Genomic DNA, 17083 nt, shown 5'->3' on the forward strand with positions numbered 1-17083 from the left:
CTTAAGGATGAAGGGCTTCCATGATAAAGAACAAATTTAAAACGATATAAACGGCCAGCAATACAAATGCAAAGACACGATCGAAGCGTGCGGCCTTTTCAACCTTTTCGCGTTTGATCATTTTTAGCGAATAGGCTGTAGAAATGATGATAATCAGTATGAAACTCAGGGTAAGGCCATGTAGTGTATCCACCAGCGTAAAAGTGGTTGATTCGGGAAGCGAGCCATCAATAATGTACTTGTTTCCGATAACGGCAAACAGCGCACCAACGCTCAGTCCGAAACGGGAATCAATGCTGTCGGCATGGATATAAAAACACATGTAGGCGATCAGGAAGGCCACGTACATCCCCAGAAACATTTTCCAGAACAAGCCTATGGCATCTCTGCTAATACCTATTTTGACTTTATAGCTGCTGTATTGAGTTTGTGGGATTTTAATAGCTGGATCTCCGAATGCCGTTTCGTAGATTTTGATACCCGACGAGGTTTTTAAACTATCTATATTCCATCCCCGAAGGGCGAAACGCGGATCAAACTGCTTACCCATCGTATCGGGAACAAAAATAAGCGACTTAGAATCAAACTGTGAGTTTTCAAGGGATAGCCGCAATGTTTGATGATCAAAAGGAAAATTATCAATCGCCCAGGAATCTTTCATTACACACTGCAACTTCATAAGGAGATAAACTTCATTGCCACTGGTATCAATGGTGGAGAAAGATTTATCAACCGTTTTAGCCTGGGGAATCTCCAGATTCTCAACGAAATTGAAATCTTTATTTTTATATTTAAGCCACAGCCAAAAGTTTACTGTATATTCTTTATCCTTAAAATTGATATCATGAATGCTGGTGACATAGATTCCGGTTTTAACCGTATCGGCGTGATTTTGTGCGGCTGAACGATCTGTTAACAACAGCATCTGGATCAACACGATAACTGGCAGGAATAATTTTTTTTTCAATTGGGAACAGGCTGGCTTATGGTATAAAGATAACAAGTTAACGTTTTAACAAATAATAAGTTTCGAAAATTAATTATGCTTTAACTGCTTTTTTTAATACTTTCGTAACCCCCGATTTTTAAGCGCTAATCTCCCAACACATGAGCAAATTTTTATACGGAATCGATTTTGGTACCACCAACTCAGCACTTTCTATCTATGATGAAGAAAAGAAGGAAATTATAGACACCATTTCTATTCCCTCGCTGATTTATTTTACCGAAAGCAAAAGCTTTGTTGATGGAGAAAGCCATATTGTGGGAGAAAAAGCGATTGAAGCATATTTAAACGATGGTATGAAGGGCCGGTTCATTAAATCCATTAAACAAATTTTATCCCGCACCACATTCACTGAAACGCGCATTCACAATAAACGCTATACGGCAGCAGATCTGGTTACTTTAATTTTAACAGACTTAAAACGCAAAGCCGACGAGATTACGGGCGTAAACTGTACAAAAGCTGTAATTGGACGACCGGTTTTCTTTGATGACGACAATACACAAAAGGATACTTTAGCACAAAGCCGCCTGAAAAAGGCCGCAGAGAATACAGGCTTTACCGACGTACGTTTTCAGTTTGAACCTATTGGTGCTGCTTTCGCCTATGAGCAAACCATTACTAAAAAAGAACGCGTACTGGTAGCCGATTTAGGTGGAGGAACCACCGACTTTACTTACCTGATTCTTGATCCGGATAAGGTTGGAAGCAAAGACCGTAAAAACGATATGATTGCCTCAGGGGGTATCTATATTGGTGGTGATAGTCTGGACTCGGCCTTTATGTGGGAAAAGGGAACGCCATATTTTGGCAAAAACACTACCTACGAAGCCACAAAAGGCAAAGTATTAACCGTTCCTAAATCTTTATTCGCCAATATCTGTACGTGGGATAAGATGAACTTTTTTAATGGGTTGAAAATTAAAAGGGAGATTGACGATTATTATTATTATTCGGGTAACGATCCTAAATTTAAAAACTTAATCACACTGATTGAAAACAATCTGGGTTATTCGCTCTTCCGGTCGATTGAAAAAACAAAAATAGAACTTTCCGAACAAACTGTATCTAATTTCAATTATGCGAACATGGGTATAGACATTGATGAAGACATCAGTTTGGCCCGGTACAACAGCATCATAGAAAAGGACGTGAACAGGATTGAAAACTACCTCAATCATTTCATGGAAACCTATCACGTTCAACCTGATGAAATCGATTGTTTGTTTTTGACAGGAGGGACATCGATGGTTGCTGCCATTCAGGATCTTTTCAAATCGAAGTTCCCCCATATTCCTTTAAACTCGGGCGATAATTTCAAGAGTGTAGCTAAGGGACTTGCATATAGCGGGTATTTGTTCGAAGAATAACGCCGCTATAGTTTATACCCGATATTTGATTTTAACTTTAACCCAAATGTGTGAATTGATTAACGGTAATACCGCGGTGACGCTTAAAAGTAGAACAAAAATTTGCTGCACTTTCAAAACCTAAAGAAGAAGCAATCTCATCAACGCTATGATCACTGTGGATCAGCAGTTCTTCAGCCTCTCTCATGATTCGTTCTTTAATGAGCATCGAAAAGCTTTTTCCGAGTACCTTATGGAGAAAGGAATTTAATTTTTTCGGACTTCCTCCCATTCCTTCTGCATAAAAGTTAATAGATCGTTCACTTTTGAAAAATTGCTCCAGAATGGCGCGGAAACGCAATACCTGGTCGAGCTCATCGAGTGTCCACGCTGCCAGGTAGCCATCCAAACCAGCTGTGAAGCCTAAAAAAAGCGAAATATACTGCATTAAAAAAGAAAGGTCTTTTTTTGCCTTGATGTCTCTTTTGAGTTGTTCGATTAAGCTGTAGGTCTGTTTCGATTCTTTTTCCAGATCGCGGAAGGATAAATTGAGAAATAAGTTTTTTGCAAGGGGGTCCAAATGCTGAAGCAGGAATTCAGAATATAACAAACTACTGAAATTTAACCAATAGCCCGATGTAATACGGCCTTCAAGACGTACTAATCCCTCTTCAGGTATAAAAAAAATCCGTCCATCCTTAAGCTGATAATCTCCCGAATTCATACAAAGAAAGCCTTCTCCTTCCTTTATAATCAACACCCGCATGGGAAATACGGCTTGCAACGCCCGATCTCTTTTAAAAATCCCGCTTATAGGCTCCAACTGTATCATTAGACAAACTATTTTGATTCACTATTATATCCGTTCAAAATCAAAAAAATACCATACGGAATTTAAATTATTTTGAACATAATACTGAACCCATAAAAAAACCTCCAAAATTAACAAATTGGAGGCTATTTCTATAAAGATTTAATGCGATTAAGAGGAAAGCAATTTTACCTGAACAGCTTCAACTCCCTGTTTAGTAAATTCAATATCAAACTGAACAATACTATTCGGATGAATTTCATCCAGCACGCCGTGTGCAAAAACATTTAGTTCTCTTCCGCCATCTGAAGGCGTAATGTGTCCGTGACCTGATTGCGGATCATAAGACTTTACTGTTCCCAATCTCATGATGCGCTGGTTAGTTTTACATTAACAGCATTCGGGCCCTTTTTGCCCTGTACAATTTCGAAAGAAACGTGATCATTTTGATTGATCTTATCAACAAGCCCGGTCACATGAACAAATATTTCCTGACCGTCACTTGAGGTAATGAATCCAAATCCCTTAGACTCATTGTAAAACTTAACTACACCCTGCATTAATTTAATTTTTTGATGGATAAACATAAAAAAGATTTAAAAAGTTTTGCCAACAAATAGATTTTAGTCTGTAATTAATAGATATGCTGATATTTTACACCAGATCGCCCGGTGCGGGCACTTTGATCCTGATCATTCTTAACGAAATATGGCAGATCAAATGGTGGCTATTAAATTTTGCCATTCACACTAAGTGCTTAATACTTAAAACCTACACGGTGATATATTGTTAAGATATTACTAATCTATCCTCAATATGAAAAAGCTAACCAAAAAAACCAGTACCCAGGAACTGGAAGAAGTGAAGAAAGGTGATAAAATTGCTGACGACACCGGAAAGAAAGGTGAAGTTTCAGCAATCGAAGTTTTACAGAAGAGAGAAGAAAAACAGTTTTACTATAAGTTAAAAGGCGACGGTACGATTCTGGTGATAAAATAAATCCTTTCGTAAACTCACGATAAATGAGTAGATTTAGACTAATAAATCGCTTAAAGCAACCATGAAAAGGATCAAAAGATTTATTGCTGCTTTAACTGGGCTTGCAGCTGTATTTCTATGCAGCTTTTATTCCACAAATGAACATCCTGCAGATAAGGGAGGTTATTTCCAATACCAGAAAAACACTGAAATTGAAGTTGATGATATTACAGATTTTGAAGGATTCGAAAAGAAAAACATTTTCGGGGGAAATAAGCTGATCATGGCGAAAGAGACGGCCTGGATTGCACTGAAAAACATTGACCTGAATCGTATTGGAAGCGTTGGCTTTGCATTTGCCAATCTGGAAAGCGGAGTTAACGGAAATGTTGAGATCAGACTTGACGGGCTCAAAGGCTTGGTTATAGGTAAGTCAACATTCAAGGATGGTATACCTGTTAAATTCATCAGAGACGCTAAGCCCCACGCTCTTTACTTCATTTTTAAAGTAAAAGCGGATGTAGACAGAAGCCGGATCATCCTCAAATCCTTAAGCATTTTGCGTAAGTAAATAAAGAATTCCCGGTACCGTTTAGGAATTGTTTATTTTATCATGTAAATGATGCGTGAAGATGGTTAGCCGATAATATCTTTGCATCAAATTTCAGGTTATGCAAAACATTAAGAACATCATTTTTGATTACGGTAACGTAATTTTCGATATCGACTTCAGAATTACACAGGCTGCGTTTGAAAAGCTGGGGATAACAGATATAGACAATTTCTTTGCCCATAAAGGACATAATCAGCTTTTCGATGATTTTGAAACCGGCACGATATCTCCTGCAGAATTTAGGGAAGGCATTCGCCAGGCTGCCAATAAACCTGACCTAACTGATGCGCAGATTGACGATGCATGGAACAGTTTGCTGATTGGCACCATACAGGAAAACCATGAATTGCTGCTGAAAGTAAAAGACAAATACCGTACTTTTTTACTGAGCAACAATAACGAAATACACTATAATTGGATCATAAATTATCTAAAAACGACTTTCGAAATAAACAATTACGATGATTACTTTGAGAAGGCTTACTTTTCTCAGCAAATGAAGCTGCGTAAACCCAACACCAATATTTTTGAGCAGGTTTTAAAAGAGAATAACCTGGATCCTGCTGAAACGTTGTTTATTGATGATAGTCCGCAACACATTGAGGGAGCAAAAAAAGTAGGATTAAATACCCTGCTAATGACGGAAAAGCCTGCCAAGCTGGAAGCGCTTTTAAAAGCTAACGGGATTTTAGATTAATGCCTGTCAGCAGATGAAGTAGAATGACAATATTTTTTTGCCGCAGATTGACAGAATCAGATTGATTAATTTTTGAACTGTCTATCTGCGGCAATGACAAAGAAATTAGAGTTTTCTTCGTTTTAACTCCCGCTCAATCAGCCCCAATTCACGACCAGTTTGGCCGGCAACTGAAGTATTTTCCTGTGCCCTTCGGAACAGATAGGGCATTACAGCTTTGATCGGTCCGTATGGAACATATTTGGCAACATTATAAGTGGCATCGGCAAGGTTGAAGCTCAGGTTATCGCTCATCCCCAGTAATTGTGCAAAATAAACATGTGGATGGTTATGAGCTATTTTTTTCTCATCTAAAAGATAGGTAAGCAAACGACTGCTATCTTCATTGTGTGTACCACAAACGATAGCAATCTCTTCAATATGATCTACACAGTAGCGCAGTGATTCATTGTAATCGTGGTCTGAAGCTTCCTTATCCGGTTGAATTGGTGAAGGATAACCCATTTCAGCTGCACGTTTGCGCTCTTTTTCCATATAGGCGCCACGAACCATCTTAACTCCTAAAATAAAACCTGCAGCCTTTGCAATCAGGTGATCAGCTTTCATATCAGCAAGTTTATCATGGCGGTACATCTGGTAGGTATTATACACAATAATGCGTTCCTGATTAAATTTACGCATCATATCCACAGCAAGCTCATCAATAGTATCCTGTATCCAGGTTTCCTCTGCATCAATCATAACCGGCACGCCTTTGTCAAAAGCCGTTCTGCAGATCATTTCACAACGAAGCTTCACTTTGTCATATTCTGCTTGTTCACCTGCATTTAGAGCTTGTTTGGCATCCAGTTTTTCCAGTAAGGCAAAACGTCCTATACCAGTAATCTTGAAAACAGTTATTGGGATATTTACATCACCGTCGGCACGGAGGATGGTACGAATAATTTCCTGACAGGTTTCATCAAAAACTGCTTCTTCCTCTTCACCTTCAACAGAATAATCCAATATGGTACCTACCCCGCCCTTTGCCAGTTGGGCAATGGCCTTGTCGCATTCCCTGATGGTTTCGCCACCGCAAAACTGCTGAAAGATGGTTGCTTTAATTGCACCCTGAATGGGTAAACCGATGTTTAAAAAGAAATTGGTAATCGGAGGCCCAACTTTAGTTAAGAAATTGCTTCCGATCATTTTAAAAAGCCAGTAGGCTTTTTTCAGTTCAGCATTACTTTTCTGGCGGAATGCCACATCTGTATTATCGAAGTTTGGTTGTTTATTGGAGGATAAATCCATCATTTATGTTTTAATAAGTCAGCAGGATGCAAAATTATAAAAAGCATTGGTTGTAGAAATTAAAAACAACTAAATAATCGTATTTTTGCAGCAATAATGATACAATTCAAATTAGAGGGCGAATTTATTCCATTAATTCAACTGTTAAAGGCAACCGGCTTGGTTGGCACAGGTGGCGATGCCCAGGCTGCAGTAATGGATGGCGCAGTAAAATGCAATGGCGAAGTAGAGTTTCGTAAACGCTACAAAGTCAGGGTTGGCGACATCATCACCTTTGAACAAGATAAAATCGAAGTAATATAATGCAAACCTTAACGAGCGCAGGCCATTCGCTTTATTTCGAAAGCAATTTAGATGCCTTAAAAACCCTGTTAAACAGCAACAAATACAGTAAAGTATTTCTCCTTGCTGATGAACACACCAGCGAAATCTGCTTACCTGTATTTCAATCGCTGATGGATGATTTCGCAGATTTCGATTTGATTGAAACCTCGGCAGGAGAAGAAAACAAAAATATTGACTTCTGTATTGGCATCTGGAAAACACTTCTCGATTTTGAAGCCGATCGTAAAAGCCTGATGATTAACCTTGGTGGTGGTGTAATTACTGATATGGGTGGATTTATTGCCTCAACTTATAAGCGTGGAATTGACTTTATTAACGTACCAACTACTTTACTTTCGCAGGTAGATGCATCAGTTGGTGGCAAAACGGGTATTGATATCGATAATGTGAAAAACATGGTGGGTACGTTTACCCTACCTCAAATGGTGTTTATCGAAACTGAATTCCTGAAAACATTGCCGGAACGCGAACTTTTATCTGGTTTTGCTGAAATGATTAAGCATGGTTTAATTTACGATAAGCCTTATTACGAAAAGTTAAAAACAACCAGTTACCTGACTCCGTCGGCTGAAGACATTTACCGTTCAGTAGAAATTAAAAATGAAGTGGTCACCATTGATCCGCATGAAAAAAATCTGCGTAAGATTTTAAATTTTGGTCATACCATCGGACATGCAGTTGAAGGCTATTCACTAGCAAACGATGAAAGTCCTTTAACTCACGGAGAGGCTATTGCCATAGGATTTATTTGCGAAGCAGCGTTGTCCATCAAAAACAGCACACTTACAAAAGAAGAATTAAAGGATATCAGCGATTATATTCTATCGCTGTATCCAAAATATCATATTGAAAAGGAAAGCTTTGAATCCCTGCTTGAATTAATGAAAAGCGATAAAAAGAATGAAGATGGAAACATCTTATTTTCCCTTTTAGAAACAACAGGTAAATGCACGTTCAACTGTCGTGTAGGTACTGCAGACATTTTAAGCAGTTTGGATTATTATAACAGTTTATAGGTAAAAACCAGCTTGCTTTTATCCCTGAAAGTCATGATGGTATGCCCCTTAAACCATTAAATTATATATAGATGAAATTTACTGGAAGTGATATCTCTGTAGTAGGATTATTTGGCTTTGTAATCGTTTTAACCCTGGTTGAAATGTATTTCAGCTACCTGCACGACAGGAAGCTTTACACCAAACGCGATACCTGGACAAACATTTATTTAATGACGGCGGCCATTGGAATCAATCTGGCAACCAAAACCGGCACTTTCTTTTTATTAAGCTACTGCTACCAGTTCCGGTTATTTCAGATCCAGAATATCTGGATTTACTGGCTGGTATTGATATTGGCGCAGGACTTTTTATACTGGTTTTTACATACCGTTGGACATTATGTGCGTTTCTTTTGGGCAGCACATGTTACGCACCACTCATCAGAGCACTTTAACCTAACTACGGGTTTCCGTTCTACCGTGTTTGAGCCACTATACCGTGTATTCTTCTACCTGCCACTAGCATTTATGGGTTTCACAGCAGTTGATATTCTTTTCGCCTATCTGGTTACGCAGATTTACGGCAACCTGGTGCACACACAGTACAATATCAAATTTCCAAAATGGTACGAGTATATATTCGTCACACCATCACACCACCGCGTTCACCATGCCAGCAATATTCGGTACCTGGATAAAAACATGGGAATGGTGCTGATTTTGTGGGACAGGTGGTTTGGAACCTTTCAGGCCGAGTTACCCGAAGATGAGGTGAAATATGGCTTAACCACCCAACCAAAAGATACCGGACCGATGAATATCATTTTCCACGAATTTATTGCCCTAGGTGCAGATGTGAAGAAAGCACCAAGATTTATTGATAAGGTAAAATACATCTTCAACCCTCCGGGCTGGAGCCATGATGGCAGCACTAAAATTGCCAAAGTGATGCAGCAGGAATTGCGGGAAGCTGAAGCGCTTGAGAAAGAAAATAAGATAACCAATATTTATGAGCAGAAAAGAGAATTAAGCTCTACGGGATAACACATTAAGGTCTGCATCTGCAGGCCTTTTTTTATACATCATTTTTTAAACCCCCAATCCGGTTTTAAATTCCCAACCTGCTTATTAATGTCCACGGCATCCTTTAAGCTATAAAATACAATACAAAAACATTTACTTTGTTACGAATTTTTCGTAGATTTACGATAAATAAATAGTAATCAAAAATTAAATCTTATGAAACGTATTCTAATGACTACTGCTGGGCTGTTTAGCTTTCTGGCTTCGTTTGCTCAAAATCCTGATCAGGCACTCGCTCGGGTGAGGTATACCTTCACACACATTCAGGACACTTCGCAGCGTGACAAACCCCATATTGAGAATATGTTGCTGGTGACTGGAAAAAACGCTTCAGTGTACACCAGCTACGACAAGCTTAATCAGGCTATAAAAGCGAAGGCACAGATCATGGAGCAACTCAAAAACCAGGCCGGCAGCTCCAATATGAAAATAGAAATCAAGAACGAAATGAAATCGCCAATAACGGCTGCCGACCTGTTCTTCTTCGCGAGCGAACATAAAATGTTCAGTAAGGAAAAACTGCTTAGCAATTACCTGATTGAGGAACCCGCAGCAGTAATAGACTGGAAGATATCAAGGGATACCATGAGCATATCTGGCATCCCCTGCCAGAAAGCAAATGCAAATTTTAAAGGGAGAAAATGGATAGCCTGGTTTGCTACAGAAATACCTTTTCAAAGCGGCCCCTGGAAACTAAATGGGCTACCTGGCTTAATCATCAATGCTTATGACGACAAGAATGAAGTAAAATTCGAATTTGCAGGCCTGGAAAATGTTAAAGCCAGCGATGCCCAGCTTGCAGATGATGGAGATCAAAAGTTTACCACGGCAAACGGCGCTGCAGGCACCATTAAGATTGCAGGAATTGAAACCAGTACGACCTATCTAAGTAATGAGATTAAACTTCCGGCAGATGCCATAAAAACCACCAAAAAAGAGCTTGATAAATTAAAGGCCGCACGTGATCAGGACCCTCAGGGCTTCATGCAGGCACAAATGGCAGCAAACGGAATTCAGGGAACATTTAAATCCAATTCAGCTTCCGGTCCGTTGAGAAGGAGTTCCTCAGCTACAAAAGAAATCAATAACCCGATCGAATTATCAGATAAAAAATGACTAGGCTCCTCTCAGCAATAGGATTATTCATGATCGGGTTTTCCACTGTGTTTGCCCAGAAACCGATCAGGGGAACAGTTAAAGACCATAAGGGTATCAGCATAGAATCAGTAAATGTTAACCTCAAAGATATTGAAGGGAATATCATCGCTTTCACGCGGACTAACAAAAACGGTGAGTTCGGTCTGCCCTTCAAAAACGAACAACTTAAGGGTTACAAAATTGAAGTCTCAAGTATCGGATATCAGAAACAATCGGTAGCGGTTACCCAGTTAGACAAAGCATATGATTTCACTTTATCGGGAAGCGAAACCATCCTGGAAACCGTCACTGTAAGAAATAGCCCTTTGCTTAAAGTAAATGGTGATACGCTAAACTACCGAACTTCAGATTTTGCGGATCAACAGGACAGGAGCATCGGCGACGTTATCAAGAAGATGCCGGGGGTAGAAATAAGTGAAAATGGTAAAATCAGCTATAATGGCAAGCCTATTTCCAACCTATATGTCGATGGGGATAACCTGCTCGATGATAAATATAACATTGCTACGAAAAGTGTTCCGCATGGGGCTGTAGAGAAAGTACAGGTGATACAGAATGATCAGCCGGTCAAAATGCTGAGAAAAAATAACATGAGTGATGATGTTGCACTCAACCTCGTTATTAAAGACGATGCCAAGATGAAGGTGATGGGTGATGCCACTGCAGGAGTTGGTACGCCCGACCGCTTCGATGAAAATCTGACGGCCATGCTTTTTAACAAAAAACTCAAATTCATCAACAATGTGAAGGCAAATAACACGGGCAACGATCCGGGTATCGACTTAACTTCGCATAATATGGAAGACTATACGAGGCGGCTCGACAATAGCAAGCCTGCTAAACTGTTATCGACCGGGGCAGCTGGCGTACCCTCACTTCCCCAAAGCAGGTATTTGGTTAATACGGCAGCACTGTTAAACCTGAACAACCTTTATAAGTTCAATCAGGATCTACAATTGAGGGCCAATATTTCTTATATATACGACAACCGCCGCCAGCAATACAGCAAGTTTTCCCAAACTTATCTTGCCGGTCAAACCGTCAGCTATTCCGAGTTCCAGAATAATGAGATCAACCCGCAAAGGTTACGGGCGCATTTCAATCTTAATAAAAATGCCGACGCCGATTATCTAAACAATAACCTGGTACTTGATTACAGTCCTTTCAAAACGGTTTCGGATTTCTCAATCAACAATATAGCGGCCAGTCAAACCCTTCGGCAGCACGGCTTTGATCTATCAAATGAACTCAACTATAGAAAGAAGCTGAAATCTTCGCAAGTGATTAATCTATACTCTTATTTAAACAGAAGCACGCAGTCTGAATCCCTTGATATTAGTCCAGGTTTAAATGCTGATATTTTAAATAGCGGAAACCCTTACCGGGGTTTAAAGCAGTACATAAAATTACCAACCTGGTATTTCAACAATTATGCCTCGCTGGCTTTTGTAAGTGGGGGCTTTACGCAAACGTATAAAACCGGCTTTAATATTCAACAGCAAAACCTGGATACTGAACTTTACCGTATTCAAAATAATCAAAGCATCATGCCTTCGGAAAATGCTATCAACAGTTTGGACTGGTTTAAGCAAAGGATTTATGCTGATGCCAGCTATGAATTTACAAATGAAAAAATAAAAGCCGGTGTGAGTGTACCTATGAGCTATAACCATATTGCTTATCGGGATCAGGTAAACGGGCTTGATAATAAACTAAATAAAGTTTTTGTGAATCCATCTGTAAATGTGAAATACCAAACGGGAATTGAAAACTACATAACAGCAAATTACTTTTATAAAAACGATCTCGGTAGCCTCGACGATATTTACCGGGGCACTGTGCTGAAGAATTACAGGTCGTTGTTTGCGAACAATGCGCCAATATCAGAAACCAAAACGCATAGTCTTGGAGGGGTTTTTAATTTCAGGAAAGCCATGCAGATGTTTTTCTTTAACGCCGGGGCGAATTATAGCGATACGGAGCTCAACACCATCTCATCTTACACATTGACCAATAATATCCAGCAGCGTATTGTGCTCCCATTTAAAAATCACATCAAAAACTTGTCTTTCAATGCCAATTTGAGCAAGTACCTGTTTCTCCTGAAAACTACTGCAAACGCAGGGATTAGCATTTCAGAAAGCAGATATAACCAGTTGCAAAATGGTGAACGACTTCCGTTTCGGTCTAATACGGTAGCCTATAAAGCTGGTTTTGAAGCTAGATTAGCGGGTTTTATGAACTGGTCGTATAATGCCAGTTATTCAGTTACCCAAAACAGGGCAGAAATTCCAGACGCCATTACGACGAATTTCCAGCAATTGAGGCAACAGTCCTCTCTTGCTGTTACGCTAATGAGCAACGTGTACCTGAACCTTTCAGCGGAACATCTTTTCACACATCAGTCGAGCCAAAGAAACCTGAACTATTTATTCGCCGATGTCAATGTGAAATACAGGTTTAGCAAACTAAAAACGGATCTGGAGTTTGGCCTGACTAATCTGGCTAACATCAAACAATACGATGCGATTTACCTTTCGGCAAACTCATTGACTACCGGAACATACCTGATTCCGGGGAGAGTAGCAATGCTTAAAGCGACGTTTAACTTTTAGGCGGAATACATTGATCCTTCCCAATTACGCATTATAGCCGTTGTTGGGAAGCTGTTTGATCCTTGCTGATTATGGTTTGGTATTGATGTAAATTGAACTGGTATTATTCTTTAACAACTGAATATCAGCAATCTGATTCACATCGATACCTTTCACATCCTCCTTTTCAACCTTTTTTCCATTGATATAGAAATCCATCTCAGCAGGTGAACCAGATTTGACTAACTTGCTTGTCCCACGATCACTTGTTTTACTGATCGTTTTGATAAAGATCATTTTCCTGACCGGTTTAGTTGCTTTATCTCCTTGCGCTCCACCTGGCTTATCGCTTACAGCCATTGTCATCACCGTGGGATCCAGCTTCAAGGTATCTTTAAAGGCAAACTGGTGTACGCTTACATTCGATACAGAATTCATCTTAAATTTAATGGCTTTTCCTGTCAGCTTTTGCATTTCATTCGCCATGGACTGCCGACTGCTATCAACCGTATCGAAGCTGGTATTGAAGACAAAACTGAACTTCTGTACAGAATCAATAGGTTGTTTATGATGTGGTGAAGCATTTTTACGGATTTGTTTCTTTATACGGGCCGGCTGTTTAATAACAACCGTTTTTTCCACTTCAGGCAAAACTTGTTTCACCATCCGGCTAATCGGGAGAATGGTTTTATCCACATCTTTCTTATCAACGGTGAAAGCTAGAGTTATGGAAAGCAACAGGGTCAGCGCGAGGAAGTAACGCGTTAGGTTTATATTCGATGAACGTTTTAAGTTCATCATTACAATTCGTTTCCTGAGATCTGAAAGGTTGAAGTTATTAACTATTGCTACCGAATGTTGCAATGCACCTACACCTAATAAACTGTACTGATAGGCTTTTTTATCGATTCCTTTTTTAATGATTTCCGCATCGGTAATAAATTCAATATTCTCCCGGACAGCCTTTTTCATTAACCACACCCCTGGGTTAAACCAGTAAAATACCACACTTATTTCAGAAAGGATAATGTCAATGGTATGCCACTCCTTTACATGCACTTTTTCGTGAGCCAGGATATGATTCAGCTCGTCTGCAGCATGTAAATCAGGATTGATATAAATCGTTTGCCAGAAAGAAAAAGGACTCAGCTCCTCTTTCAAAACACGTACCTTGCTATTTTCTACAATAGCTGGCCTGGACTTCCGGTGAACCCTGTAAAGAGAAAGAAACTGAATGGCTAGCCTGATGCCCATAAACACCACGCCTGAGTAAAAAATTAGACTGATTAGCTGCCACATTAATGATACCGGAGTAATGTGAACAAGTCCGCTGACGTTTTGGTTTAATCCCGGTACAAACTCAGGGATTCCTTTTTGCCCGTTCAATAGCGCCGTGAGGTTAATAAAGGGATAGCAGGTAGAAAACAGGATACCGAATAGGAGGAATGCCCGGTTAAGGACATAGAAGGTTAGTTTTCTTAATACGAGGTAGTAGGCAGTTGCAAAAAGTACCAGCACCAGGTTAATCTTAAGCAGAATGATAAATAAATGTGGCATAACACTTACTTTTCAGGATTCTCAATCAGGTTGATGATCTCTTTTAGCTCTTCGGCACTAATCTTTTTATCTTTCGCAAAAAATGCTACGAGGTCTTTATAGGAGCTTTTGAAATAGTTATCTACAAAACCACTCATAAAGCGTTTCTTGTAATCGGCCTCTTTTACCTTAGCGCCGTACCGGTTTGCATTGGCAAAACGCTCACTAACCAGATAACCTTTACGTTCAAGATTTTTAACAGTAGAGGCAAGCGTAGTGTAGGGTGGCTTTGGCTCTGGCATAGCATCCATAAAATCTTTAATAAAACCTTTACCAATCTGCCAAACGGCCAGCATTGCTTCTTCTTCCTGTATTGTAAGTTTTTCCATCATTACGAATATATCGTAAATATACGAAAAAACCCTAAAAAAGAACGGCTCTAACATTTATTCTGAAGCCAGAAAAATGTTAAAGCCGGTATATCAAAGAGGAGAATCTAATTCCCGTTGAAGTCTATTTAAGAGGTGCTGAGCGCCTTTCTGCAAGGGTCAATGTTTCCTGAACCACCTTTCTCATCTCAACCGCAGCATCAAGCAATTTTGGGTTACCTTCGAAATCACCATAAATAACCACATGTTTCGATTTTTTCTTATAGTTGAACGTGATATCGTAACGAGGAACCATTTTAGATTTTTCACTCTTCTTACCAACAGTATCAGGAAAATTCCACAGCCCTATTTCATTGGCTTTTCTGTGCATATACAAAATATCATCAGCCTTTAAAAAAACCTTTTTTCTGATGACTGAATCTTTGTTATTAACATACTGATATTCGCCCGTAGCAGAGTTATACGTATTTTCCAAAGTATCTTTTAATCCATACCTAAATTGCATCGATACAAAATCGTCTTTACGAAAAGGTGCATTCTGAATGATGGGCTTGTAATAAATATAACAGTAAATAATCATCGGAACGATGATGGTAATGGCTAAGAATATTTTTTTTCCTCTACTTGACACGGGTATTGTTTGTTGAATGAGTGAATGAGTAATTTATTGAATAAGTGAATTAATGCTGCAAAGCTGATAAAATTATTTGAGCTTCGAAACATACTAAAATCATATATTTCTATAATTCACCTGCCTGGAAAGCAAACTACGCATCTTTAAGTTCTCCCTCCCACTTACTTACTACCGCTGTTGCAATGCTGTTTCCTACCACATTTGTAGCTGAACGACCCATATCCAATAACGGATCTATACCGATCAACAAAGCTAAACCTGCTTCAGGAATATTAAAAGTGGCAATAGTACCAGCAATAACCACCAAAGAAGCTCTTGGTACACCAGCAATTCCTTTACTCGTTAACATCAAGATTAACAGCATGGAAATTTGCTGTTCAAAACCCAGGTGAATTCCATATGCCTGTGCGATAAATAAAGAAGCAAAGGTCATATACATCATCGATCCGTCGAGGTTAAAAGAGTAGCCTAACGGGAGTACAAAACTTACAATTTTATCTTTACAGCCAAAACGCTCCAGAAGCATCATCGTTTTCGGATAGGCCGCTTCGCTGCTGGCTGTACTAAAAGCCAGTATGGCTGGTTCTTTCATATCGCTCACCAAACGGAAAATGCGTTTCTTCAGGATTAAGAAACCTAAGAAAATCAAAACCGACCATAAAATGGCAAGGCCGAAATAAAACTCACCGATAAAGATGGCGTAAGTGTTCAACACATTTAAACCCTGTTTGGCAACAATTGCCGTCATGGCACCGAAAACAGCCAATGGTGCAAAGTTCATCACATAACCCGTCATCTTCAAAATTACGTGCGCAATGGCGTCAAAAGCTTTGATGACCACCTGGCCAAGATCACCTATTGCGGCGGTAGCTACACCAAAGAAAAGTGAGAACACTACGATCTGCAGGATTTCATTGGTAGCCATAGATTCAGCTATACTTTTAGGAAATACATGGGCAATGAAATCCTTCACGCTCATGGCAGCTTTCTGTATACCTGTATTAACCAGTTGATCGGGCAATGTAAGTTTCATGTGCCTGCCCGGTTCGAAAAGGTTTACCAGGATTAACCCCAATACCAGCGACATGAGCGACATGGCCATAAACCATCCTAATGTTTTACCGCCTATACGGCCTACTGCTTTAATGTCGCCAACTTTTGCTACACCCACTACAAGGGTTGTAAAAACGAGCGGCGCAACAATCATTTTAATTAGACGCAGGAAGATATCACTCAAAAGCGTAAAGTATTCAAGCTTCTTTTCCCGGATATCCTCGTTTTCTTTTTTGATTTTAGCATTGGCTTTTCGCTCTGCTTTAAGCTGGGAATACACCACAGATGTGGTATCGGTAGTTTTGGCAATATTTACTTCAATGCTTTTAACTTTAGCATCTGCATTAAGAATATTTTGATTGTAAACATCAATAGAATTAACATTTAGAATGTAGCCCAATGCAATACCAGCAATCAGCGCTAGAAAGATAAAAAGCGTGAGTTTGTTTTTCTTCATGAATTAAAATAGTTTGTGGCTCCGTTAATTTGGTAAAACTACAATATTTAGGCGGGGTAAGCAATTTTGATCGTCAACAGGCCGAAAAAAATA

18 protein-coding genes are annotated in these 17083 nt (G+C 39.5%); 9 read left to right on the plus strand and 9 right to left on the minus strand.

Features of this window, described 5'->3' with window-relative positions:
* Position 1: 1 nt before the first annotated feature.
* Complete coding sequence (locus tag AB669_RS01100) at positions 2–967, minus strand: hypothetical protein (protein ID WP_053058198.1); 966 nt, start codon at positions 965–967, stop codon at positions 2–4.
* 140 nt (positions 968–1107) lie between these two features.
* Here AB669_RS01100 and AB669_RS01105 point away from each other — a divergent pair, with 140 nt between their 5' ends.
* The gene (locus AB669_RS01105; protein ID WP_047797428.1) at positions 1108–2376 is read left to right on the plus strand and encodes an Hsp70 family protein; all 1269 of its coding nucleotides are present in this window, start codon (positions 1108–1110) and stop codon (positions 2374–2376) included.
* Positions 2377–2413: 37 nt separating this feature from the next.
* On the opposite strand, the gene AB669_RS21365 is transcribed toward AB669_RS01105, so the two are convergent.
* The 3 genes from AB669_RS21365 to AB669_RS01120 all read right to left on the minus strand — a co-directional run bounded on the left by AB669_RS21365 (position 2414) and on the right by AB669_RS01120 (position 3753).
* Positions 2414–3187 (minus strand): AraC family transcriptional regulator, encoded by a 774-nt coding sequence (locus tag AB669_RS21365; protein ID WP_053058199.1) that lies wholly within the window; start codon positions 3185–3187, stop codon positions 2414–2416.
* A 150-nt stretch (positions 3188–3337) separates the two neighbouring features.
* On the minus strand, positions 3338–3535 hold the full coding sequence (locus tag AB669_RS01115) for a cold-shock protein (RefSeq protein WP_047797429.1): 198 nt from the start codon (positions 3533–3535) through the stop codon (positions 3338–3340).
* Positions 3532–3753 carry a cold-shock protein gene (locus tag AB669_RS01120; protein WP_047797430.1) on the minus strand — a complete coding sequence of 74 codons (222 nt, stop codon included), beginning with the start codon at positions 3751–3753 and terminating at the stop codon, positions 3532–3534. The genes AB669_RS01115 and AB669_RS01120 overlap by 4 nt, the downstream gene beginning before the upstream one ends.
* Positions 3754–3982: 229 nt before the next feature.
* Here AB669_RS01120 and AB669_RS01125 point away from each other — a divergent pair, with 229 nt between their 5' ends.
* The 3 genes from AB669_RS01125 to AB669_RS01135 all read left to right on the plus strand — a co-directional run bounded on the left by AB669_RS01125 (position 3983) and on the right by AB669_RS01135 (position 5454).
* Positions 3983–4165 (plus strand): hypothetical protein, encoded by a 183-nt coding sequence (locus tag AB669_RS01125; protein WP_047797431.1) that lies wholly within the window; start codon positions 3983–3985, stop codon positions 4163–4165.
* Positions 4166–4226: 61 nt separating this feature from the next.
* Positions 4227–4715, plus strand: a complete 489-nt coding sequence (locus AB669_RS01130; RefSeq protein ID WP_047797432.1) for a carbohydrate-binding protein — start codon at positions 4227–4229, stop codon at positions 4713–4715.
* A 100-nt stretch (positions 4716–4815) separates the two neighbouring features.
* Positions 4816–5454 (plus strand): HAD family phosphatase, encoded by a 639-nt coding sequence (locus tag AB669_RS01135; protein ID WP_047797433.1) that lies wholly within the window; start codon positions 4816–4818, stop codon positions 5452–5454.
* Positions 5455–5559: 105 nt separating this feature from the next.
* On the opposite strand, the gene AB669_RS01140 is transcribed toward AB669_RS01135, so the two are convergent.
* The gene (locus tag AB669_RS01140; RefSeq protein WP_047797434.1) at positions 5560–6747 is read right to left on the minus strand and encodes a proline dehydrogenase family protein; all 1188 of its coding nucleotides are present in this window, start codon (positions 6745–6747) and stop codon (positions 5560–5562) included.
* 93 nt (positions 6748–6840) lie between these two features.
* On the opposite strand from AB669_RS01140, the gene AB669_RS01145 reads away from it, so the two are divergent.
* The 5 genes from AB669_RS01145 to AB669_RS01165 all read left to right on the plus strand — a co-directional run bounded on the left by AB669_RS01145 (position 6841) and on the right by AB669_RS01165 (position 12942).
* Entirely contained in the window at positions 6841–7047 is a 207-nt protein-coding gene (locus tag AB669_RS01145) for an RNA-binding S4 domain-containing protein (RefSeq protein WP_047797435.1), read from the plus strand.
* Positions 7047–8105: a 3-dehydroquinate synthase gene (aroB, locus tag AB669_RS01150; RefSeq protein ID WP_047797436.1), complete on the plus strand. Its 1059-nt coding sequence runs from the start codon at positions 7047–7049 to the stop codon at positions 8103–8105. The genes AB669_RS01145 and aroB overlap by 1 nt, the downstream gene beginning before the upstream one ends.
* 71 nt (positions 8106–8176) lie before the next feature.
* The gene (locus AB669_RS01155) at positions 8177–9130 is read left to right on the plus strand and encodes a sterol desaturase family protein (RefSeq protein WP_047797437.1); all 954 of its coding nucleotides are present in this window, start codon (positions 8177–8179) and stop codon (positions 9128–9130) included.
* A 195-nt stretch (positions 9131–9325) separates the two neighbouring features.
* On the plus strand, positions 9326–10285 hold the full coding sequence (locus tag AB669_RS01160) for a GLPGLI family protein (protein WP_047797438.1): 960 nt from the start codon (positions 9326–9328) through the stop codon (positions 10283–10285).
* Positions 10282–12942, plus strand: coding sequence for a carboxypeptidase-like regulatory domain-containing protein (locus AB669_RS01165; protein WP_082120552.1), 2661 nt, complete (start codon positions 10282–10284; stop codon positions 12940–12942). The genes AB669_RS01160 and AB669_RS01165 overlap by 4 nt, the downstream gene beginning before the upstream one ends.
* Before the next feature lie 69 nt (positions 12943–13011).
* Here AB669_RS01165 and AB669_RS01170 read toward each other — a convergent pair whose 3' ends face one another.
* The 4 genes from AB669_RS01170 to AB669_RS01185 form a co-directional block, all read right to left on the minus strand.
* Positions 13012–14478, minus strand: a complete 1467-nt coding sequence (locus tag AB669_RS01170; protein WP_047797440.1) for a M56 family metallopeptidase — start codon at positions 14476–14478, stop codon at positions 13012–13014.
* A gap of 5 nt (positions 14479–14483) precedes the next feature.
* Entirely contained in the window at positions 14484–14849 is a 366-nt protein-coding gene (locus AB669_RS01175) for a BlaI/MecI/CopY family transcriptional regulator (protein WP_231582613.1), read from the minus strand.
* A gap of 121 nt (positions 14850–14970) precedes the next feature.
* The gene (locus AB669_RS01180; protein WP_053058200.1) at positions 14971–15477 is read right to left on the minus strand and encodes a hypothetical protein; all 507 of its coding nucleotides are present in this window, start codon (positions 15475–15477) and stop codon (positions 14971–14973) included.
* Between the two features lie 136 nt (positions 15478–15613).
* Positions 15614–16990 (minus strand): dicarboxylate/amino acid:cation symporter, encoded by a 1377-nt coding sequence (locus AB669_RS01185; protein WP_047797442.1) that lies wholly within the window; start codon positions 16988–16990, stop codon positions 15614–15616.
* Positions 16991–17083: the final 93 nt, after the last annotated feature.

This window comes from Pedobacter sp. BMA, from assembly GCF_001027745.1.
Taxonomy (GTDB): domain Bacteria; phylum Bacteroidota; class Bacteroidia; order Sphingobacteriales; family Sphingobacteriaceae; genus Pedobacter.